This is a genomic window from Bacillus sp. 22483, from assembly GCF_052044605.1.
Lineage (GTDB): Bacteria > Bacillota > Bacilli > Bacillales > Bacillaceae > Bacillus > Bacillus altitudinis.
Genome location: NZ_JBQENU010000001.1, coordinates 333,648 through 354,057 on the forward strand (window position 1 = coordinate 333,648; position 20,410 = coordinate 354,057).

Sequence of the window (20,410 nt, forward strand, 5' to 3'; positions counted from 1 at the left end):
ACCCCACTCTTTTATCGGCCCCATCGCATAGCGATTGCGCCCCACGTTAATCCGCCACCAAAACCAACCATTACAATCACATCGCCGTCATGAATTTTTCCGGCTTCGATTTCTTCACATAGTGAAATTGGAATGGATGCTGCTGATGTGTTTCCATATTTATGGACTGTTTTCGACATTTTTTCAACTGGCAGCTCTAAGCGTTCGCGTGCTGCTTCCATAATGCGAATGTTTGCTTGATGCGGAATCAAGAAGTCTACGTCTTCTTTTGATAGTCCAGCTTTTTCTATCACGTTTACGCTTGACTCGCCCATTTGTCTCACAGCAAATTTAAATACTTCTCTTCCATTCATGATTGTATGATCTTTTTCATCTAAGTACAAGTGCTTCCCGCCTCTTCCATCGGCTCCAAGCTCAAATGATAGAATTCCCTTGCCTTCGCTGACTGTTCCTAGTACAGCAGCACCTGCTCCATCTCCAAACAAAACAGCTGTGTTGCGGTCATCCCAGTCGGTAATGCGAGAAAGCTTTTCTACACCAACGACAAGCACATGTTTGTAAGTGCCAGATTCGATAAATTGTTTTCCAGTAACAAGCCCATACATAAAGCCAGCGCAGGCAGCGCTAATATCCATTGCACATGCTTTATGTGCACCGAGCTGCTCTTGAATCATACAAGCGACTGTCGGAAATGCTTGATCTGGCGTAACTGTCGCTACAAGAATCATATCAATATCTTCTGCAGCCACATCTGCGTCAGCTAATGCTTTTTTTGCAGCAGCAAGCGCCATATGAGATGTATTGACATCATCAGATGCAATTCTTCTTTCTTCTATACCTGTTCTAGTACGAATCCACTCGTCAGAAGTTTCAACCATTTTTTCTAAATCACGATTTGTTAATACTTTTTCAGGTATATAGCGGCCAAGGCCAATAATTCCAGCATTCATTGAATAAGACTCCTTTTACTCATACGAGCATGTGATATTGTGATCTTATATTAGTATCTGGTACTAATTTTACCTTATTTTTTTCTCCTTGGCAATACAAACGTCTAACCTTTCCTCTCACTTTTTTCATAGATTAATGATATACCAATAGTAGAAAGGAACATGTGATATGGCGCAAAAGGATATTTTCTCAGCAATGATGTTTGGTCAGCCGCTTGAAAAGGAGAAAAGCAAGACAGAAAAAAAGGAGGAGCGTGCAGAGACTTCTTCAAGTGATGACTCCATTGACTACATGCATGTCATGAATCAAATTGGAAACATTATGAACTCCATCGATGAGCTGAAGCCTGTGTTTAAAGATGTCGGCCCTATGATCAGTGCCTTTAAGAAAAAATTATCATAAAAAAAAGCCACTATTCTGTGGCTTTTTCTGATGCTGCATCTGCTTTTCCAAGCTCATATGCCTCTTGCATGACAGATGTAAACAAAGAGAGAAGCGGCTGAAGTGCTTGTGGATCAAGCTGAATCCCTGCTTTATCTAATTCTTCTTTTGCTTGTGGAAAATACTTCATCGCAATTTGTAAAAACTCCATCGATTTTTCGTGCTGCATGTTCAACGTCCTCACTTTTCATTTGGCAGTTTGCCTGTTTTTTTGTAATTCGCAATATCCTTCTCAATGTCTTTCACAAAAGCGCGGTCTATGGTTGAGCTAAATTTCCCCATTTCGATCACTCCTTCTTTAAAGTCAAAGGAGTACTCACCTTGTTCGTTTAGCTTGCCTTCATTAAACTTCTTCGCAATGATACTGTACGCTTTATCGACATGCTGTACTGTGCTAGTTAGCACCGTATGGCTTCCAAGGTTGGATTGATCAGTGACATATCCGATCGCAGATAAATTGTCGTTTTTGATTTGTTCAATGACAGGGATATTATAACCATCACCTGCTGGATACACAACATCTACACCTTGTTTTTTCAATTTTTGATAGAGGTTCACCGCTTTGTCAGCATCATCCCAGTTTTCGACAAATTCCGCTAGGACTTGCACATGTTCGTCCTGATATTTTGCACCTTTGATAAAACCGTCTACTTCACTTTGCCAATCATATGTAGCCAGAATACCAATCTTTTTTGTTTTGGACATATGTGCTGCTGTCATGCCTCCGAAAAAGCCCATTGCTTCTCCTTTAAACGTGACGTTTGTGACATTATCAGCTTGAGGCTTGCCTCCATTGACCGTGATAAATTGTGTTTTCGGATAATCTTCACTGATCAAGTTGAAAATTTCGCTGTATTCATTGCCATGGCCAATAATCAAATTGACTCCTTTTTTATGAAATTCTTCAATGGCATCAACGATTTTCTCCTTGTCGACCATCCCTTCCTTATAATAAACATCTACACCAAATGTTGATTGGATATTTAATAAGCCTTTATAACCTTTCGTTCCCCAAACTTGATCATTAATCGTATCGGGGACGAGTAAACCCACCTTCTCAATATGTCCTTTTAACGGCGCCTGCGAGCAGGCAGATAGCATAAGAAGAAGGAACGAAAAGATCATGACAAGCCGCTGGTACTTCATGCCATGTTCAACTCCCTTTGCAACACGCAGGCATGAACCTGTATGTTAAATATAGGTTTATTTTATACTGAAAAAAGATAAGATGGAAGATCATTCTTGCTTTTTGTCGAAAAATGTTGAGTTTTGTCTTTTCCATTCTGCTATGATTTCTTCTGCTTGTTTGTCATCTGTTTGTCTTTCTACCTTTAATTGATGGATCATTTCCTGCCTTTGATCGGTGCGTGCCCACTTTAAAAGCTCCTTTGCGACATCTTCTACAAAAAATGTGTGATCATCCTTTATTCGTCTCTCTTCATGGAGTGTCCACGGACCAAACATGCGTGGAAGGATAACAACCGGAACGCTTTGTTCATGCGAATGGCTTTCGGGTTCTTCGTAAAACAAGTGGTATATGCCATGCTTCGCTTCGAAGTCTGTCTCTCTGTTCATTGAATCATCTGATTGAAAAAAGATCAGGTCATATGCCTCTTTCCTATCTTGACCATCAATAACGCGGACAAGATCATTGCGGCCGAGCCACATCATCCGCTCTTCTAATAACATTTTTTGCTCCTCTGACTGCTCCTTAGGATATGTGATATCCACTTGTATGCCCTCTTTCATCATATATTCACAAAGTGTCAGGCCAAAAAATTCATCTGCACCTATGATCAGTCCTGTTTCCATGTTCATGTCCCCTTTTTTAGCATATCGAATAAAAAGAAGAGCCCTTTCCATGAAGGGCTGTTATCATCCTATTCATTACAATTCTCTTTCATGCGATTTATAAAACTTGTGAATGGACTGAAAGATTCTTCTTGGATGATCAAACATATGCAAGGTAAGGTCCATCTGACAATGGTCTGGATTCATCATATGTTGATCAATAAAAGGCTTTGCATGTAGTTCATAGGCATACGGTGCGCCGTTTAGTCTCTGCCATATATGAATCGGTACATGAGCTGAATGAACGGGGCAAGAAGGAAGTGGATACGTTTCTGCTTCCTTTGCAGAGCACCCATAGCTCTGTGCGAGTTCTTTCATGAACTGTTTGTAGAAGAATTTGTGTTCCTTTTCTCTTTCTCTTTGTGCTTGCAGGTGTAAACATGGATTCATCATGGCTATAGACCTTAGCACTTCTGGCATTTCTTCGGCAAGACTCATGGCGACAAGTGCGCCCATTCCCTCTGCCAGCACATGAATTTGCCGGTTTAATATTTCTTGTTTTAATGTGTGATGAACAAGCTGTTTCGCACTAAAAACAGCATCTTCACATCCCCAGTGATTCCCATGAAGATGACTATTAAACAATGTATATCCTTCATCCTTTAAAGCAGTTAATAGCTGGTTTCTTCCGTAATGCTGAAGCCAGAATGATGTATTTTCCTGCACAAAGTGATTTTGGTCACCGAGGATTAGAATGCCAAAGCCATTTGGTTTTTGAGGAAGGTGAATGACGTTCCACTGGGAACCAAGCTGGAAAAAACGTTCGCTTACACCCATATGGCCAGCCTCCTTTCAGTGATTCTGCTTTCTATGATATGAACAACAACTCTTGTAGGAATAAGGAAATCCCCTAAAGACAGAAGAATTCTTTTTATTTTTATAGTAGAAGGTCTCAAAATGGTCACATAAAGGCGGAAAACAGTCTTTTCTCTGAACTCGTATCTATGGTATGATAGTCAATAGATTGTTACATAAAGGACGGTGGAATAATGCATTACATTATCACCCTCATTTGGACTTTTCTGCTGACACATATGGCTGGTTACATCGTTTCATCTATGAATGGAGCTGCTTATGATTTTACGTTAACTTCCATTCTTGCCATAGTGTTTACGGTTATTTTATTCATCTTTGCTGAAGTAAGTCCAATGAAAGAAACAGAAAGTTCAACAGAACATTCTTAATATTGCTGGAAAAGAGCTAATGATTTGAGATTAGCTCTTTTTCTTTTTTTCAGAATGATGACTAGAAGTTGAGAGCGCACGCTAAAACCCCCTGCCGTCAATTACAGGGGGTTTTTGAGTTACACCTCAACCGTTTCGGACTTCTGTTTGTCTGCTGACAAATGGCTTTTCGCAAGCCCTGTGAACAGGAAGATCGCGATGCCCGATAAAATTTCAAGCACACCACCCCCCGCAATGACAGGTCCTGCTCCAAAGCGTTCTGCCAGGACGCCCGATATGACGGCTGCAAGCGGGAGAAAGACATTTGATGACGCATTGATCACGGCATATACTTGCGGCTGATCTTCTTGGTCAACAGACGTTTGAATAATGACCATCTCTGGGACATTGATCGCACTGACGGCTGCACCAAAAATAAAGGAAGCTAGAAGAACGACTGGAAGCCATGTACTCATTCCAGTGATAAAGAATGCAGCACCTTCAATCATGCCTGCGACAATAAAGAACAAGCCGAATCTTTTGATTTTCACCTTCGCCAGTGCAAAGCCCATCATAAACGCACCGACTGCAGCGACACCTCTTAAAATGGAATACACCATTGAATCACTTTGCAGTGCTTCTGCTACATATACAGCGGATAATGCCTGCCACGGAGCTGCGGCGACATTCATTAAAATACAATAAAGGGTTAGTGCAAATAAAATATGATGATTTTTAACGACTAGAAAGCCTCTTTTTAAGTTATACAGATATGTATTCTTTGCTTGCTTAATGTCTGCTGCTTTTTCTGCATCTGACTTTTGGAGTTTAACGCCAATAATGAACAAGCCCGATATGATAAATAAAGCAGTGGTGATCAGGAGCGTATCTGCAGGGCCAATTAATTTGACCAAAAGACCAGCGACCATCACCGCAGCAAGTGCGACAATTTCAAAAGATGATTGCAGGATCGCATTTGCTTTTTGAATGAGATGCTTTGGAACAATCTGCGGCAGGATGGCCACAGAAGCCGGGTTATATGCTGCACCTGTTGCCGATTGAATAACCATTAATGAGATCAATAACCATAGAGGCAATATGTGCGAAAAATGCAGTAGTGGAATAATGAGTACAATGGTTGCTCGAATGACATCTGAAGCAAACATCCATTTAGATAAATGATGTCTTTTCATAAGAGGTCCTAGTATTGGGGCCAACAATGATGAAGGAAGAACTGTCACTGCTAGAAGAAGTCCGGTACCGAGCGCTCCATCCCCTCTTAAAATCAATAACCAAAGAACGGATGTAAAAGCAAAACTTTCTCCTGTATTTTTTATGAGTCTTGATATGAACAATGAGGTGAAGCGTTTATTCCAAACACTTTCACTGAGATTCATCTTTTCCATCACACAAATCCTTTCAACCTTATACTATTTTTACATATTTTACCTTAATCTTTCTTTTTTTCATACTATTTATTTGAAAATTGGAACTTAATTGTTTTTTATTATAAAGAAAAAAGAGGCATGACACATGCCTCTAAAGACTTATTCATATGGACTCTTAGTCAATTGCTTACGGCTTTCTTTGGTACGTCCAAACGCGATTATGGTTCGAGTTATCCGGAAAGACGTCTCCTGCTTTAAGCTTTATCTTTAAAGGATCTTTCACCATACTACCGGTCTCACCGATTTCGATATATACACCATTATTAGGTGCCTTATTACCAGATTTAAACTGATGCTGTTGACCCATTTCCATCCTCCTTTCTCGATTGATGTTATTATGTCCCGTCCATTGCCTCTCCAATCCAATATGTAAAAAGTCCCTGCTCAGTCGAGACAGGGACACTTGTGATTTATTTAGGTTGTTGATACATGAGCTCTTTGATTAACGCTTTTTGCACATGCAGGCGATTTTCTGCTTGCTGGAATACTTTAGAGTGTGGTCCATCAATGATATCAGCCGTCACTTCTTCTCCGCGGTGTGCCGGCAGACAATGAAGGAAGATATAATCTGCTGCTGCATGTTGCATGAGTTCCTCATTGACTTGATATTCTTTAAATTCAGCTAGACGTTTCTCTGTTTCAGCTTCCTGTCCCATGCTTGTAAATACGTCTGAATAAATGACATCTGCATCCTGAACAGCAGCTACTGGATCTGTTGTGACGATGACTTCTGCGCCTGATTGTTTTGCAAAAGCCCGAGCAGTGTCTGTCACCTCTTGAAGAGGTTCATAGCCTTTTGGTGATGCAACGGCAATGTCACAGCCTAACTGCGCGCAGCCGACCATTAAGGAATGAGCCACATTATTCCCATCACCGATGTACGCCACTTTCACACCTTTTAGTGTGCCTTTTGCTTCTTTAATCGTCAGTAAATCAGCCAGTGCCTGACATGGATGAGAGTAGTCCGTTAGTCCGTTGATCACTGGAATAGAGGCGTATTTTGCAAGTTCTTCTACCTTCTCATGTTCAAAGGTTCGAATCATAATGCCATCTACATACCCAGACAGCACCTGCGCTGTATCACCAATCGTTTCTCCTCTGCCAATTTGCAGATCATTTGAGCTGAGGAAGAGCGCATGTCCGCCTAGCTGCGTCATGCCCGCTTCAAACGAGACACGGGTTCTAGTTGAAGATTTTTCAAAGATCATCGCTAATGTTTTTCCTTTGAATAAATCTTGATATGGATGTTGTTTCATTTCTTCTGCTTTTTCAATTAAGTACGCAATGTCATTGATCGAAAAGTCTTTTAACGATAAAAAGTCTTTTCCGTATAATGCCGGTTGCACGTCGACTTGGCTCATGCCGTCACTTCCTTTTTATATAATTCGTGGAGAGATACTGGTGATACATCTCCATCTTTTCCTTGCAGGAATGCTTGCGCCGTTTCATATTCGGTTAGAACTTGAACACCATGTGTGAGTGCTTTTACACGCTGTTCTTTTGCCTCTTCATCATCACCTAAATGAATGTGAAGCGATTTATCGTCTTGTTGCAGCCACGATTCAAAGCTGCCAGTCCAGACGTCAAAGCCTGCTCGTTTTGCTTCATCTACGAATAATTCACTGCCTTGTATAAAGAGGCTTCCTTTCTGTTTCCAGATCGGTGCAAACACTTTTTTCAACGCGCTTTCGACGTTCTTTCCTACACACATACCTTCACCCGTCGCCTTCATTTCAGGTGTGAGCTTTAAATCAATATCTTGAATGGCATGTGAAGAGAAGACTGGGAATTTAACAGCTGTGCCCCCCTTATTCTTCGTTACAGGTTTCAATTCTTCAAGCGTTGCACCAGCTAACAGCTGAGTCGCCATTGGGATCATGTCAACACCCATGACTTTACTTACAACTGGAACAGTCCGGCTTGCCCGAGGATTCACCTCTAGTACGAGCACCTGGTTCCCTTTAATCACAAATTGAATATTCATAATGCCTTTAAAAGCTAATTTCTTTGCGATTTGTTCAGAAGCGTTATACACCTGTTGTTTGATGTCTTCACTAATAGAGACACTTGGTAAGATGGCAAAGCTGTCACCTGAGTGTACGCCCGCTTTTTCAATATGCTCAACAATTGTTGGAATGAATGTCGTTTGTCCGTCTGAAATGAGATCCACTTCCACTTCTTTTCCAGTGACATACTCATCAATTAAGATCGGATAAGGTAAATGATCTGGCTGATCAAGTAGTTCTGCCAATTGAGCTTCTGTATGAACAACGATCATGCCCATTCCACCAATGACATATGATGGACGAATAAGAACAGGGTACCCGATGCTTGCAGCATGCTCCAGTGCTTCTTCTTTTGAATGTGCTGTATCTCCTTTTGCATGAGGAAGGTTCAGTTCATCAAGAAGCTGATAGAATAAATCGCGATCTTCTAATGCATCTAGTGTGTCAAAGGACGTGCCTAACAAGGTAACGCCGGCTTTTTCTAATCCTTCCGCCACATTGATTGCTGTCTGCCCGCCAAATTGAACGATGACAAAATCAATTTGCTCCGCTTCAACTACGTTTAAAATATGTTCTAACGTGATCGGCTCAAAGTATAAACGATCTGCAATCTCATAATCGGTACTAACCGTTTCTGGATTATTGTTCATCATGATGGTTTCAAATCCAAGCTTTTGTAAAGTAAGAACGCCGTGAACGGCACTATAATCAAACTCGACCCCTTGCCCAATTCGAATCGGACCAGAGCCAATGATGAGTGCACGCTTCTTTGTTTTCTCTTGATGCTCTCCATCACTTTTGCCAAAGTACGTAGAATAGAAGTAATTCGTTTTTGCATCGAATTCAGCCGCACATGTATCGACAATTTTAAATGAAGCGGCAATGCCATACTCTTGGCGAAGCTGTCTGATATCTTGTTCACTGCGATCGGTCAGAGAAGCGATTGTTTCATCAAGGAAACCTTTTTCTTTCACCTTTCTTAAGGTGTCTTTGGATAGCGTCCCCTGATGATTCTTCAATTCTTGTTCGAGTGTGATCATATTCTTGAAGACATGTAAGAAAAACAGATCAATCTTCGTCGTTTCATGAATCGTTTCAACGGTTTCTTGTCTGGAAAGCAGCTCCATGACAGCGAAGAAACGGCGATCGTCCGGTGTTTTGATTAATTCAAACAACTGTTCAGTCGAATGTTCTTTCAGTTCAGGTAAGTGGAAGCCCTTTGTTTTGATTTCAAGTGATGCGACGGCTTTTTGAATGGCAGATTCTAAATTACGGTCAATCGCCATGACTTCACCAGTCGCCTTCATTTTTGTGCCTAATTTCCGGTCTGCCTGTTTAAATTTATCGAACGGCCAGCGCGGGAATTTCACCACGACATAATCGAGTGCCGGCTCAAAGCTAGCATACGTTGTTCCTGTAAGCGGATTTTTCAATTCATCTAGTGTATAACCGACCGCAAGTTTTGCCGCCATTTTGGCAATCGGATAGCCTGTTGCTTTCGATGCGAGAGCAGAAGACCGGCTGACCCGAGGATTGACCTCAATAACAAAATATTCTTTGCTAAGTGGATCGAGAGCGAACTGGATATTGCAGCCGCCAACGACATCAAGCGCTGAAATAATTTTTAAGCTTGCTGAGCGGAGCATTTGATAATCCTGATCCGTTAATGTCTGTGACGGTGCAACGACAATCGAGTCACCTGTATGCACACCAACTGGATCGATATTTTCCATGTTACATACAGTGATACACGTATTTTGACGATCTCTCATGACCTCATACTCGACTTCTTTAAAGCCAGCAATGCTTTTTTCAACTAAGCACTGATGAATCGGACTCGCTAGAAGAGCACCTTCAATCAGCGGTTTAAAAGCCTCTTCAGTTAAAGCGATGCCTCCCCCTTTACCACCAAGTGTGTAGGCTGGTCGAAGAATGACAGGAAAGCCCACTTCTTTTGCAAATTGAAGGGCGTCTTTCGCATTATCTACAATTTCACTTTCTGGTACAGGTTCATTCAAATGCTTCATGAGAGCACGGAATTTCTCACGATCTTCACCGTTTTCAATTGTTTCAACTGACGTTCCGAGCAGTTTTACCCCATGCTTTTTCAGCACACCGGCTTTTTCCAGCTCGACAGCAAGGTTTAAAGCCGTCTGTCCGCCAAGATTGGCTAAAAGACCATCTGGTTTCTCTTTTTCAATGATTCTTGTCACTGAATCAACTGAAAGCGGTTCAAAATAAATTTCATCAGCAAATGACTCGTCTGTCATAATGGTTGCTGGGTTGTTATTCACTAAGATGACGTTGTAGCCTTCTTCTTTTAAGGCCATACAACCTTGGGTTCCTGAGTAATCAAATTCTGCTGCCTGACCAATGATGATTGGACCAGACCCGATGACTAGAATGGTTTGTATGCTTTGATCTTTAGGCATGTGCGACTTCTCTCCTTGCTTGTTTCACTTTCTCAATAAAATCATCGAATACCCATTCACTTTCTGCAGGGCCTGGATGTGCTTCTGGATGAAATTGAACGGACATAATCAGCTTCTCTTTATGAATGAATCCTTCAACAGATCCGTCATTCACGTGGAGGAATTTGACGTCCACTTCTTTGTCATTCATGCTTTTTTCATTGACCACATAGCTATGATTTTGGCTTGTCATAAAGACACGTTTTGATTCTGTATCTTGTACAGGATGATTCGCCCCGCGGTGGCCAAAAGGAAGCTTATACGTATCCCCGCCAAGCGCAAGAGCAATTAATTGATGACCTAAGCAAATGCCTAGTGTCGGGAAGGTCATCATGATGTCATGAATGGTTTTTAAATATGGCTTCATTGTTTTTGGATCTCCAGGTCCATTTGACAAAAGGATCGCATCTGGCTTGATATCAAATACCTTTTCCATTTGTTTGTACGGAATCACTGTGACTTTACAGCCGCGCGCTTCGAGTGAGTCCGCAATTGATTTTTTAAAGCCAAAATCAATGAGCGCTACATGATCCTCGCCGCTGCCTTGTGTGTATACTTCATCTTCTGTGACCTGCTCAATCACATTGTCTTGCTTCATTGCAGGTGGCGTTTCATTTTCGTCTAAACTAAGCACTGCATTCATCGTTCCATTGGCTCGAATGTTCTGCACGACTGCGCGAGTATCTGTATGTGTAAGAAGCGGAATGTTCCACTTCTGTAAATAATCTTTTAAGCTTACGGCTGCAAGGTGATGAGAAAAATGGTCAGCTGCCTCATAGACAACGACCGCTTTTACTTGTGGTTTTTTGCTCTCAAAGTCTTCATGATTGATGCCGTAATTTCCGATGAGCGGATATGTGAAGACAATGATTTGTCCTTTATAAGAAGGATCTGTGAGCACCTCTTGATAACCTGTCATCCCTGTAAAAAAGACCACTTCACCTGTCATGCCAGCTTCTCCTGTCAGATCTCCTTCAAAAGAGGCTCCATCTTCTAAATTTAAATAACCTTTCATGCTTGTGTCACCCCACATTGAATAATTAATAATATAAATGCATGTTTATGCGTTCTGGTGTAAAAAAATTTAGACCGTTACTGCTTCATTTGCTAACACTTGAATGATTGCTTCAATGGCTTGATCCAATTCAACTTTTTTGACATTCAGCGGAGGTAATAAACGAATGACATTCGGACCAGCTGGGAGCACCAGCAAACCTTGCTCTCGAAGGGCTGTGATGTAATCACCTACTGGCTGATGACACTCAATTCCTGCCATTAATCCTTTGCCACGTACTTCTTTCACGATGTTCAGCTGCTTGACTTCTTGCAGTCTCTTTAAAAGGTACGCACCCTTTTCTTTCACTTCTGAAAGAAAGTCTTCTTTGAATATTACATCAAGAGTTGCGTTCACAGCTGACATAGCGAGCATATTCCCACCAAATGTTGTGCCATGAGAGCCTGGAGAAAATGCATCCCCTAAAGTTTTTTTCCCTATCACTGCACCGACTGGAAATCCATTTCCTAAACCTTTTGCGGCTGAAATAATATCAGGATCAAGTCCCGATTGCTCATAGGCAAATGCTGTCCCTGTTCGCCCAATACCCGTTTGGATTTCATCTACAATCAGCAGTGCTTGATGTTTTTTGCAAAACGTTTGAACGGCTTCTAGAAATTCAGCTGTAGCTGGATTCACTCCACCTTCACCTTGCACCACTTCCAGCATGACCGCTGCGACATCATCGATTTCACACGCTGTGATCGCTTCAGGGTCATTAAACGGTACATAATGAAAGCCTTCCAGCATCGGTCCAAAACCAGTTTTGATTTTATCTTGACCTGTGGCAGCCATACCAGCATACGTGCGCCCATGGAAAGAGTGCAAAAACGTCACAATATTTGTTTTACCTGTTGCTTTTCGGGCCAATTTGATAGCCCCTTCATTCGCTTCAGCCCCGCTGTTGCAGAAAAATACGAGATCTCCTGAACTGTTGGCTGCCAGCTTTTCCGCTGCTTTTTCTTGCAGTCCATTTTCAAATAAATTTGATACGTGCCAGACCTCGTCAAGCTGCTTCTTGATGGCTTGATTGACCTTTGGATGATTGTGACCTAAATTCGTGACCGCAATGCCTTGTATAAAGTCTAAATATTTTTTCCCAGTTGTATCAACTGCCCAAGAACCTACTGCCTCTTTAATTTCAACATTCCACCGTCCGTACGTTTGAAAGAGATGACTCACAGGACCGCCTCCTTTTGTTTTACAATTCGAGTTCCTTTAAAGGTATCTCCTGTAAAAATACTGCCTTTTCCATTCACAATCATGACTTCATCCACATCTCCTGATAAAGCACTTAGCGCAGATTGCACTTTTGGAATCATTCCCCCGGAAATAATACCTTCATCGATGAGCTTGAGAGCTTCTTGTTTGGTGACAACGTCTAACAGCTCACCATTTTTTAAAATTCCTTCCACATCTGTGACAAACATGAGCTTATCAGCTTTCATAGCTCCTGCGACTGCTGATGCTGCAAGATCAGCATTTACATTTAACGTTTGGCATTCTTCGGTCATAGATAGCGGCGCAATGACGGGAATGAATTGTTTCTCCATTAGTGCTTCTGCCATCTCTGGATTGACTTCTTTGATTTTGCCAACGTACCCATATACATCTTGATCGAGAAAATCGGCGACAAGCATCTGTCCATCTTTACCAGATACACCGACAGATGATATATCATGCTTTGCCAACTCTGAAACAAAGTATTTATTCACCGTTCCTGAAAGAACCATTTCGGCTACCTCTAACACCGGCTTTGTTGTTTTGCGCTGTCCATCTACAAATTCCGTTTTCACTTCTAATTTTTGCAGCATGCTCGTGATTTCAGGACCCCCGCCATGTACGATAGCCAGTTTAAATCCAGCAGCTTGAAGTGAGCGGACATTTTCATAAAAGGTATCGGAAAGTTCTCGAATGACACTGCCTCCACACTTGAACACGATCGTTTTATCCATGTCTATCTCCTTCATTATGTGCGATAGCTCGCGTTAATTTTCACATAATCATAGGTAAGGTCACAGCCCCATGCTGCCGCTTCACCATTTCCTTCATTCATTTGAATGAAAATCGTAATCTCATCCTGCTCTAGATACGCTTTTGCTTCCTCTTCTGAGAAAGACTGAGGTTCATTATGTTTAAACAGACATTGCCCGCCTAAGTAAACTTCAACCTCTTCTGGCGTGACAGAAGCTGCGCTATGACCGATTGCTCCGATAATCCGTCCCCAGTTGGCGTCCGTACCGTATACGGCTGTTTTCACAAGACTTGAACCTACGATTTTTTTTGCAATAATACCCGCTTCTAAGTTGTTTTTTGCACCAACAACTTTCGCTTCGATTAATTTGGTTGCGCCTTCTCCGTCTCTTGCAATCTCTTTTGCTAGATCTTCACAGGCTAGTTTTAATCCTTCTTTAAACAATGGCCATTCTGGATGTTCTTCATTCAGTGCCTGGTTTTCTGCCATTCCATTTGCCATCACAAGCACCATATCGTTAGTTGATGTTTCTCCATCGACGGTAATTTGATTAAACGTCACATCTGTAATGTCACGAAGAGCATTTTGCAAAGCTTCTTGTTCGACATTTGCATCGGTTGTGACAAACCCGAGCATTGTTGCCATGTTCGGATGAATCATACCAGAGCCTTTTGCTGCACCTGAAATGAGAATCTCTTTCCCGTCTATCGTCAAGGAGTATGTCGTATTTTTAATGACTGTATCTGTTGTTAAAATCGCTTCTTCAAAGTGGCCATTTCCTGCTTTTGCTTCTTTTAGCTGAGCGATGCCTGTTTTGATTTTATCCATATCCAGACACTCTCCAATGACACCAGTAGAAGAAACAGCAATGTAATCAGGCTCTGTCCCTAACATGTCTGCACAGGCTGCCTGCATGTCGTATGCATCTTTTAATCCCTGCTCACCTGTACATGCGTTGGCGATCGCACTATTGACAATGACACCTTTTAGTTTGCCCGTCTTTTTCAAGCTTTTTTGTGTGACTTGAAGAGGCGCAGCTTGAAAGTGACTTTGAGTGTATACCGCTGCACTCGCTGCTGGTACTTCACTGATGATCAAGCCAAGGTCTTTTTTTGAATAGCGTAATCCTATATGAATCCCCTTTGCTTCAAAACCTTTTGGTGATGATACGTCCCCGTCTATTTTGACAATACTTTTTTCATTCAATTCGATCATGTTTGTTGTCTCCCCTGTTCTTATGGATAGAGAGGTGTCATTGTGAGGCCCGCCTCTTCATGTAAGCCTTTGATGATGTTGAAGTTTTGAACCGCTTGGCCGGCTGCACCTTTCATGAGATTATCTATGACAGATACAATCGTCAGTCTCCCTGTTCGCTCATCTAAATGAAAACCAATGTCACAGAAGTTACTGCCGTATACTTCTTTTGTTTGCGGATATATCCCATGATCTCTCACTCTTACAAAATAGGAATCTTCATAAAAGTCCTTCATCCGTTTCATTAATTCTTCTTTTGTGACATCTGATTTCAATTGTGTATACATCGTCGCCATAATCCCTCTTGTCATCGGGACAAGGTGTGTTGAAAATGTGATGTTCGCCGTTTGTGGGTTCCATTCTCTAAGTACTTGTTCTATTTCAGGTGTGTGCTGATGTTCATTCACCTTATAAATTTTAAAGTTATCGTTCAGCTCTGAAAAATGTGTGCCAAGTGAGGCTGATCGTCCTGCACCGGACACCCCGGTTTTTGCATCTATTATGATCATAGATTCATCGATTAAATTCTGTTTCATCAGCGGTGCTAATCCTAGAAGAACTGCAGTAGGAAAGCAGCCTGGGTTTGCAATGACTTCCGCTTGCTTAATGGTTTCACGATTCAATTCAGATAATCCGTATACAGCTTGTTGAACCGATGCTTCATCCGCTGCCCTTCGTTTATACCACGCTTCATAAACAGTTCCATCTTGAATGCGCAAGTCACCTGATAAATCAATAATTGGCACCCCTTGATTCATGAGCTTCGGTGTGAGTTCACTTGAAACGCCTGCTGGTGTCGCTAAAAACACAGCATCTGTTTCTTGCACAATGGCCGCCGGATCAATGGCTTTTAATGTTTGGTCAGTAATCGTTGTCAGATGCGGATAAGATTGACTGTATAATTGCCCATCACCACTTGATGAATACAATATACATTCCTCCACATGTGGATGCTGCTTAAAGATACGAACTAATTCCGCACCACCGTACCCTGTAGCACCTATAATACCTATTTTCAACGTCAATACACCCTCTTGATCTTTGTGAAATTATTTAACATTATAACATGTATAAAAATTAATTCAATTGTATATTTAATATTTGTTTTCATTTTTTTTCATAAAAAAATCCACATATCTTCGTGAGACATGCGGATTTTATCTATTGTTCTTCATATTGAGGACCAGAAGCGCACTGCATAAATATAATAGGGAACTTGCATAAAAAATCAAATGAATGGTGAAGAAATCAGCAAACAGGCCGCCAAGCATAATGGCGATGGATGAAAAAAGCGCTGTCCAAAAATGATAGTGCCCAACTTCTTTCATTCGCTTTTTCTCATTTGTGAGTTCGGTGACGAGCAGTTTCTCTCCGTGTTTCTGAACACCCCCAAGCGCACCAAGCGCAAGCTGAATCATATAGACTTGCTCTACTTCTGTGATATGTGGAAAAAGGAGAAGAAGAAAGGCCATACCAAACGAATGAATGATTAAAAAGAGGCGTCTGTCCGTCGTTTCAGGAAGTTTTCCTAATAATAAATGAATGAACGCACCGCTCAAACCAAACAGACCATAGGCAAGACCAAATTGAGAATAGCTCGACCCAACATTTTTAATAAAAAGAATATAAAAAGGGAAAATGAGACTACTGGCGAAAAACAGTAGACTTTGTGAATAGACGAACCATTTCATTGCTTTAGCATTCATTGTGTATTGTACCTTTCATAAAAGTAGTTGATAAATCTGCCATCTGGATCTGCTTGCTTTTTCTTTTGAAAGAATAGATCGGTTTTTGGATACGCTTGTTTCATTTGTGCTTTCGTTTGATAAGGCATGTATGGTAAGTAATAGCTTCCATGGTGCCGCAAGGTGATATCTGTCATTTGCCGGATGACCCGCTCCGCTTCTGCCTTCTCTTCTTTCTCAAAACCATAATTCACTAACAAAACAAGTGCAAACATATCTTCTTTCGCATATGAGAGATCCGCTTTTTCATTTTTTTGTACGTAGCGGATCGTGATGTTCATTAAATTCAATTCTTCCTGTTGTAAAAAGCCTCTCATGTCATCGATATAAGCACGAAAACGATCAACTGGGACAAAGTATTCTTGAAGCACATCGGTGTCTGACTCATTTTCATATTCTAAAAAAGCAGAATCGGACCGCATCACGTTATTTCTTGTGATCGACTGGTCATTTTGACTTTGAAAATACTTCTTTTGCAAGTTCCATAGCAAATCTTTCCCCATATCAAATCTTCTCGAAAGGCCGAGCATAAATTTTAAAGGGATGACGAGCTGGTCTTCTTTGAGCTCGCGGTATGGATCGATCTGTTGATCAGAAGTAAGCGAATAATTCGTCACATACATCTCTTTCAAAAAATTTGTTTTCGCTGTAGAGATTCTTGCGAGATGCATGCGCACTTCTTTATTGTTCTTTACATGCTTTTGAAAATAATCAGTGTATTCATCGAAATGTAGAGAGGTTGTCTCCATTTTATATAATTCATCCTTTGTTAAGGAAAGCTCAACATCTAAAATGACACCGAATAAGCCGTATCCTCCAATCACGGCAGTAAATAAATCATCGCTAGGCTTTACTGTGATGATTTCTCCATCTGCTTTTAACAGTGTGAAAGAGCGCACAGTGTCAATGAGTGAGCCGTAGCGAATGTCCCGTCCATGTGCATTTGCACTTAACGAGCCACCAATTGTAAAGATGTTTTGAGATTGCATCACCTTTACTGCAAGACCATATGGGTTCACATATTTTTGAATATCATCCCATGTGGCGCCGCTTTGGACCCGAATGGTCTTCTTTTTTTCATTAAATGATACGATTCGACGAAATTTTGTCATGTCTAGTACAATGCCATTTTCATAATACGTGTGGCCGCCCATACTATGCTGCTTTCCGGCGATTGAAATGGGCAGATTTTTCTCTTTTGCTTCTTCTAATACTTTTTTTAAAGATTCTATTTCTTTTCCTTGCACGACTTTTTTTATTTTGACCGGCATGAGGTGACTCACATCTGTAAACGCATCAAGTCCTTGTCTTTTGTGTGCTTGACCTTCACGTATAGAGACTGATGCAAAAAAGGCAGCGCCATATCCCATCAAAAGAACGATCCATATCCACTTTCGTTTCATTATAGGTACTCCGTTCTATAAAATTACATCCATTATATCAAGCCATACTCCTCCTCTACCTTAATTTTTCATAAAAAAACCTGGTACGAGTTCAACTCATACCAGGCATTTTCCGTATTTACTTATTGAATACCAAGCGCAATTTTAGCGTATCTTGACATTTTGTCACGTGTCCAAGGTGGATTCCATACGATGTGAACTTCTGTTTCTTTCACTTCAGGCAAGTCACTTAATGCTTTTTTCACTTCATCCACGATAACTGGTGCTAGGGGACACCCCATTGATGTTAAAGTCATCGTGATATCCGCTTTTCCATTCTCATCAAGATCGACATCATAGACAAGTCCAAGGTTGACGATGTCTACGTTTAACTCAGGGTCAATCACCTGTTCTAGGGCGCCTAAAATATTTTCTTTCAATGCTTCATCCATGATATCCACTCCTTTTTCAACTAGTATAACGTACTTTTCCTTTTGGCTAAACGTTTGTGCTTTTCAGGTGTGTCACAAACCAGTCAATGGTTTCAAACATCGCTTGTCTTGAGACCTTATGGCCAGCCTGTCCATCTGTGATAAAACGAATCAGGTGAGGATCTTCTTTATATTGGGTTTCTGCTAACTCGTCATAAAGAGCTTTTGCATGTCTGTAAGGGACAACCGGATCGTTTTCTGCATGCCAGAATAACAATGGCCTTTTGTTTAATCGATCTGTTTGCAGCGTTAGATCATAAGGACGCAGCGCGTCTAATTGCTGATGAACCTCTTCATCTGTAATCTCTTTCATCAACCCTTTGTGCCGCATGTCCATAATTTGTGCTTGTAGGAATGTCGTATATTTCGGACTGCCCATCAAGCTGACTGCCGCTTTAATCCAATCATGTTTTGCAAGTGCTCCGAAGGTCGTGATGCCTCCCATGGAAGTACCTGCAACACCTATTAGATCGGCTTCAATCAATTGTTTTTCTTGAAAATATGTTTTTAAGATATCGATTTCACGTATTTCGTTCAGGACGATTTCCCAAAACTTTGATGCCAGTTCCTCTAAGCTGAGGTTTTCTGATCTTACACCATGATAAGCACAGTCAGGCAAAATGACTCTCATGCCTTTTTCCGCCAAATGAAAGGCGAAGTGTAAGTTGTGCTCGCGTGCACTTGTAAATCCATGAATAAAAAATACAAGCGGCATCGGTTTATCTTTATTTTCAGCTTTTACGATATGTAAAAATGGAATATCGTGCGTCTTTTGCTCATCAATGGTGATCACAGCCTATGAATCCTCCTTTATCATTCCCGTCTTTGTTTATTTTAACATGTAGACAACGAAGATGTGATAAAGATACACTATAGGTGGAGGCACCCGCACCAGCTGCCTCCTATTACTTACAGATCAAAGGAGATTTTATGGAGACTAAACCTTATCTAATCGCACTTGACCTGGATGGCACGTTATTAAAAGACGATAAAACGATTTCTGCACACACACTTGATGTCATTCAAAAAGTGAAAGACAGCGGGCATCATGTCTGTATTTCAACTGGCCGGCCATTTCGTTCCAGCTCTCCTTATTATCAGCAATTGCAGCTCGATTCACCGATTGTGAACTTTAATGGAGCGTTTGTCCATCATCCTCTTGATGAAAAATGGGGCAGATTTCACACATCACTTGATCTTCAAGTCGTGAAACAGCTTGTGGATATTAGTGAGGAATATAAAGTACACAATGTGTTAGCTGAAGTGCTAGACGATTTGTATTTCCATTATCATGATGAAAAGCTCATTGATATATTTAATATGAATGCAAACAAAGTGACCGTTGGAGACCTTCGGAACAATCTTGGAGAGAATGTCACAAGCGTCTTAATTCACGCAAAAGAAGAAGACGTCGGAGCGATTCGGAGCTATTTGACAGATGTTCATGCAGAAGTGATTGACCACAGACGCTGGGCTGCTCCGTGGCACGTCATTGAAATCATTAAAACAGGTATGAACAAAGCCGTTGGACTGCAAAAGATCAGTGATTATTACGGTGTGCCTCAGGAGCGGATTGTGGCATTCGGAGATGAAGACAATGATTTAGAGATGCTTGAATTTGCTGGATGCGGGGTTGCAATGGGCAACGGGATTGATGCAGTGAAACGCGTCTCTAATGAAGTGACAGATACGAATGAACAAGATGGGATTGCAAAATTCCTAACGAATTACTTCTCGCTTTAATTTTTCCATTCATACATAGCAGGTCGAAGCGGGCATACTACCGTTAGACAGGTTGTCCTGTCAGCTTGTGTAAAGGGGCGGATTCCGAATGGGTAAAAGAAGCAAATCGAAACGCTTTATACAACAAGGTAAAGATTCAGTCAGTCTACATGACGCACGTTTTCCGTATCGTTCCACACTTGAAGAAGCTGCGGAGGACAGGGGAAATATGAAGACTGATGCTTCTGGAGGTTCATTGTGAGAAACGAACTTTTTGATCAAGCCAAATCATTTACTGAAGAAGCCCTTACTTCTTCATTTCCATCTGGTTTAGAGCGTCAACAAGCAGTTCAGCGAGCTAAAAACGCCGTATCATCTGCATTTGCTAATTCGACAGATGCAGAAAGAAACCAGCTGCATACGTTCCAAGACCTGCTTGATGATCTTTAACGAAAA

General features: G+C 41.3%; 23 protein-coding genes. 5 read left to right on the forward strand and 18 right to left on the reverse strand.

The window, feature by feature from the left end; all coding sequences use genetic code 11:
- Nucleotides 1-11 precede the first annotated feature (11 nt).
- Nucleotides 12-950, reverse strand: coding sequence for a beta-ketoacyl-ACP synthase III (locus ACTJJQ_RS01745; protein WP_024720058.1), 939 nt, complete (start codon nt 948-950; stop codon nt 12-14).
- Between the two features lie 169 nt (nt 951-1,119).
- On the opposite strand from ACTJJQ_RS01745, the gene ACTJJQ_RS01750 reads away from it, so the two are divergent.
- A complete protein-coding gene (locus ACTJJQ_RS01750) occupies nt 1,120-1,353 on the forward strand; it encodes a hypothetical protein (protein WP_008348506.1) in 234 nt (77 codons plus the stop codon).
- A 10-nt stretch (nt 1,354-1,363) separates the two neighbouring features.
- On the opposite strand, the gene ACTJJQ_RS01755 is transcribed toward ACTJJQ_RS01750, so the two are convergent.
- The 4 genes from ACTJJQ_RS01755 to ACTJJQ_RS01770 all read right to left on the reverse strand — a co-directional run bounded on the left by ACTJJQ_RS01755 (nt 1,364) and on the right by ACTJJQ_RS01770 (nt 4,020).
- The gene (locus tag ACTJJQ_RS01755; protein WP_008348507.1) at nt 1,364-1,561 is read right to left on the reverse strand and encodes a ComZ family protein; all 198 of its coding nucleotides are present in this window, start codon (nt 1,559-1,561) and stop codon (nt 1,364-1,366) included.
- 11 nt (nt 1,562-1,572) lie between these two features.
- Complete coding sequence (locus ACTJJQ_RS01760; protein ID WP_008348509.1) at nt 1,573-2,538, reverse strand: BMP family ABC transporter substrate-binding protein; 966 nt, start codon at nt 2,536-2,538, stop codon at nt 1,573-1,575.
- Between the two features lie 90 nt (nt 2,539-2,628).
- Nucleotides 2,629-3,204, reverse strand: coding sequence for a hypothetical protein (locus tag ACTJJQ_RS01765; protein ID WP_061418679.1), 576 nt, complete (start codon nt 3,202-3,204; stop codon nt 2,629-2,631).
- Between the two features lie 75 nt (nt 3,205-3,279).
- Entirely contained in the window at nt 3,280-4,020 is a 741-nt protein-coding gene (locus ACTJJQ_RS01770; protein WP_440599894.1) for a hypothetical protein, read from the reverse strand.
- A gap of 212 nt (nt 4,021-4,232) precedes the next feature.
- Between ACTJJQ_RS01770 and ACTJJQ_RS01775 the strand changes: the two genes are divergently transcribed.
- Nucleotides 4,233-4,427 (forward strand): YjzD family protein, encoded by a 195-nt coding sequence (locus ACTJJQ_RS01775; RefSeq protein WP_024720055.1) that lies wholly within the window; start codon nt 4,233-4,235, stop codon nt 4,425-4,427.
- A 119-nt stretch (nt 4,428-4,546) separates the two neighbouring features.
- Here the strand turns inward: ACTJJQ_RS01775 and ACTJJQ_RS01780 are convergent, their stop codons facing one another.
- The 13 genes from ACTJJQ_RS01780 to ACTJJQ_RS01840 form a co-directional block, all read right to left on the reverse strand.
- Entirely contained in the window at nt 4,547-5,812 is a 1,266-nt protein-coding gene (locus tag ACTJJQ_RS01780) for an MFS transporter (protein WP_007499050.1), read from the reverse strand.
- 169 nt (nt 5,813-5,981) lie between these two features.
- Complete coding sequence (locus ACTJJQ_RS01785; protein ID WP_008348517.1) at nt 5,982-6,161, reverse strand: YjzC family protein; 180 nt, start codon at nt 6,159-6,161, stop codon at nt 5,982-5,984.
- A gap of 103 nt (nt 6,162-6,264) precedes the next feature.
- On the reverse strand, nt 6,265-7,215 hold the full coding sequence (argF, locus tag ACTJJQ_RS01790) for an ornithine carbamoyltransferase (protein ID WP_024720054.1): 951 nt from the start codon (nt 7,213-7,215) through the stop codon (nt 6,265-6,267).
- Nucleotides 7,212-10,292 (reverse strand): carbamoyl phosphate synthase large subunit, encoded by a 3,081-nt coding sequence (locus tag ACTJJQ_RS01795; RefSeq protein WP_440599895.1) that lies wholly within the window; start codon nt 10,290-10,292, stop codon nt 7,212-7,214. The genes argF and ACTJJQ_RS01795 overlap by 4 nt, the downstream gene beginning before the upstream one ends.
- Complete coding sequence (locus ACTJJQ_RS01800) at nt 10,285-11,346, reverse strand: carbamoyl phosphate synthase small subunit (protein WP_374998402.1); 1,062 nt, start codon at nt 11,344-11,346, stop codon at nt 10,285-10,287. Before ACTJJQ_RS01800 ends, ACTJJQ_RS01795 begins: the two co-directional genes overlap by 8 nt.
- 69 nt (nt 11,347-11,415) lie before the next feature.
- The gene (locus ACTJJQ_RS01805; protein ID WP_440599896.1) at nt 11,416-12,567 is read right to left on the reverse strand and encodes an acetylornithine transaminase; all 1,152 of its coding nucleotides are present in this window, start codon (nt 12,565-12,567) and stop codon (nt 11,416-11,418) included.
- Nucleotides 12,564-13,340, reverse strand: coding sequence for an acetylglutamate kinase (gene argB / locus ACTJJQ_RS01810; RefSeq protein WP_440599897.1), 777 nt, complete (start codon nt 13,338-13,340; stop codon nt 12,564-12,566). Before argB ends, ACTJJQ_RS01805 begins: the two co-directional genes overlap by 4 nt.
- 14 nt (nt 13,341-13,354) lie before the next feature.
- Nucleotides 13,355-14,575 carry a bifunctional ornithine acetyltransferase/N-acetylglutamate synthase gene (gene argJ, locus ACTJJQ_RS01815; RefSeq protein ID WP_039167371.1) on the reverse strand — a complete coding sequence of 407 codons (1,221 nt, stop codon included), beginning with the start codon at nt 14,573-14,575 and terminating at the stop codon, nt 13,355-13,357.
- Between the two features lie 20 nt (nt 14,576-14,595).
- Entirely contained in the window at nt 14,596-15,633 is a 1,038-nt protein-coding gene (argC, locus tag ACTJJQ_RS01820; RefSeq protein ID WP_026050072.1) for an N-acetyl-gamma-glutamyl-phosphate reductase, read from the reverse strand.
- A 138-nt stretch (nt 15,634-15,771) separates the two neighbouring features.
- Entirely contained in the window at nt 15,772-16,320 is a 549-nt protein-coding gene (locus tag ACTJJQ_RS01825; RefSeq protein ID WP_224559532.1) for an MFS transporter, read from the reverse strand.
- Nucleotides 16,317-17,762: an FAD-binding oxidoreductase gene (locus ACTJJQ_RS01830; protein WP_242731865.1), complete on the reverse strand. Its 1,446-nt coding sequence runs from the start codon at nt 17,760-17,762 to the stop codon at nt 16,317-16,319. Before ACTJJQ_RS01830 ends, ACTJJQ_RS01825 begins: the two co-directional genes overlap by 4 nt.
- A 122-nt stretch (nt 17,763-17,884) precedes the next feature.
- A complete protein-coding gene (locus tag ACTJJQ_RS01835) occupies nt 17,885-18,193 on the reverse strand; it encodes a metal-sulfur cluster assembly factor (protein ID WP_003211530.1) in 309 nt (102 codons plus the stop codon).
- A 46-nt stretch (nt 18,194-18,239) separates the two neighbouring features.
- A complete protein-coding gene (locus ACTJJQ_RS01840) occupies nt 18,240-19,025 on the reverse strand; it encodes an alpha/beta fold hydrolase (protein WP_024720048.1) in 786 nt (261 codons plus the stop codon).
- 137 nt (nt 19,026-19,162) lie between these two features.
- Between ACTJJQ_RS01840 and ACTJJQ_RS01845 the strand changes: the two genes are divergently transcribed.
- The 3 genes from ACTJJQ_RS01845 (at nt 19,163) to ACTJJQ_RS01855 (ending at nt 20,404) form a co-directional block, all read left to right on the forward strand.
- Entirely contained in the window at nt 19,163-19,975 is an 813-nt protein-coding gene (locus ACTJJQ_RS01845; RefSeq protein ID WP_008348537.1) for a Cof-type HAD-IIB family hydrolase, read from the forward strand.
- 88 nt (nt 19,976-20,063) lie between these two features.
- A complete protein-coding gene (locus tag ACTJJQ_RS01850; protein ID WP_008348539.1) occupies nt 20,064-20,216 on the forward strand; it encodes a hypothetical protein in 153 nt (50 codons plus the stop codon).
- Complete coding sequence (locus ACTJJQ_RS01855; RefSeq protein WP_008348541.1) at nt 20,213-20,404, forward strand: DUF3813 domain-containing protein; 192 nt, start codon at nt 20,213-20,215, stop codon at nt 20,402-20,404. The genes ACTJJQ_RS01850 and ACTJJQ_RS01855 overlap by 4 nt, the downstream gene beginning before the upstream one ends.
- Nucleotides 20,405-20,410: the final 6 nt, after the last annotated feature.

Coding starts and splice junctions, on each gene's coding strand:
- ACTJJQ_RS01745 (WP_024720058.1), bottom strand. CDS start 950: ATGAATGCTGGAATTATTGGCCTTGGCCGCTATATACCTGAAAAAGTA.
- ACTJJQ_RS01750 (WP_008348506.1), top strand. CDS start 1,120: ATGGCGCAAAAGGATATTTTCTCAGCAATGATGTTTGGTCAGCCGCTT.
- ACTJJQ_RS01755 (WP_008348507.1), bottom strand. CDS start 1,561: ATGCAGCACGAAAAATCGATGGAGTTTTTACAAATTGCGATGAAGTAT.
- ACTJJQ_RS01760 (WP_008348509.1), bottom strand. CDS start 2,538: ATGAAGTACCAGCGGCTTGTCATGATCTTTTCGTTCCTTCTTCTTATG.
- ACTJJQ_RS01765 (WP_061418679.1), bottom strand. CDS start 3,204: ATGGAAACAGGACTGATCATAGGTGCAGATGAATTTTTTGGCCTGACA.
- ACTJJQ_RS01770 (WP_440599894.1), bottom strand. CDS start 4,020: ATGGGTGTAAGCGAACGTTTTTTCCAGCTTGGTTCCCAGTGGAACGTC.
- ACTJJQ_RS01775 (WP_024720055.1), top strand. CDS start 4,233: ATGCATTACATTATCACCCTCATTTGGACTTTTCTGCTGACACATATG.
- ACTJJQ_RS01780 (WP_007499050.1), bottom strand. CDS start 5,812: ATGGAAAAGATGAATCTCAGTGAAAGTGTTTGGAATAAACGCTTCACC.
- ACTJJQ_RS01785 (WP_008348517.1), bottom strand. CDS start 6,161: ATGGGTCAACAGCATCAGTTTAAATCTGGTAATAAGGCACCTAATAAT.
- argF (WP_024720054.1), bottom strand. CDS start 7,215: ATGAGCCAAGTCGACGTGCAACCGGCATTATACGGAAAAGACTTTTTA.
- ACTJJQ_RS01795 (WP_440599895.1), bottom strand. CDS start 10,292: ATGCCTAAAGATCAAAGCATACAAACCATTCTAGTCATCGGGTCTGGT.
- ACTJJQ_RS01800 (WP_374998402.1), bottom strand. CDS start 11,346: ATGAAAGGTTATTTAAATTTAGAAGATGGAGCCTCTTTTGAAGGAGAT.
- argB (WP_440599897.1), bottom strand. CDS start 13,340: ATGGATAAAACGATCGTGTTCAAGTGTGGAGGCAGTGTCATTCGAGAA.
- argJ (WP_039167371.1), bottom strand. CDS start 14,575: ATGATCGAATTGAATGAAAAAAGTATTGTCAAAATAGACGGGGACGTA.
- ACTJJQ_RS01825 (WP_224559532.1), bottom strand. CDS start 16,320: ATGAATGCTAAAGCAATGAAATGGTTCGTCTATTCACAAAGTCTACTG.
- ACTJJQ_RS01830 (WP_242731865.1), bottom strand. CDS start 17,762: ATGAAACGAAAGTGGATATGGATCGTTCTTTTGATGGGATATGGCGCT.
- ACTJJQ_RS01835 (WP_003211530.1), bottom strand. CDS start 18,193: ATGGATGAAGCATTGAAAGAAAATATTTTAGGCGCCCTAGAACAGGTG.
- ACTJJQ_RS01845 (WP_008348537.1), top strand. CDS start 19,163: ATGGAGACTAAACCTTATCTAATCGCACTTGACCTGGATGGCACGTTA.
- ACTJJQ_RS01850 (WP_008348539.1), top strand. CDS start 20,064: ATGGGTAAAAGAAGCAAATCGAAACGCTTTATACAACAAGGTAAAGAT.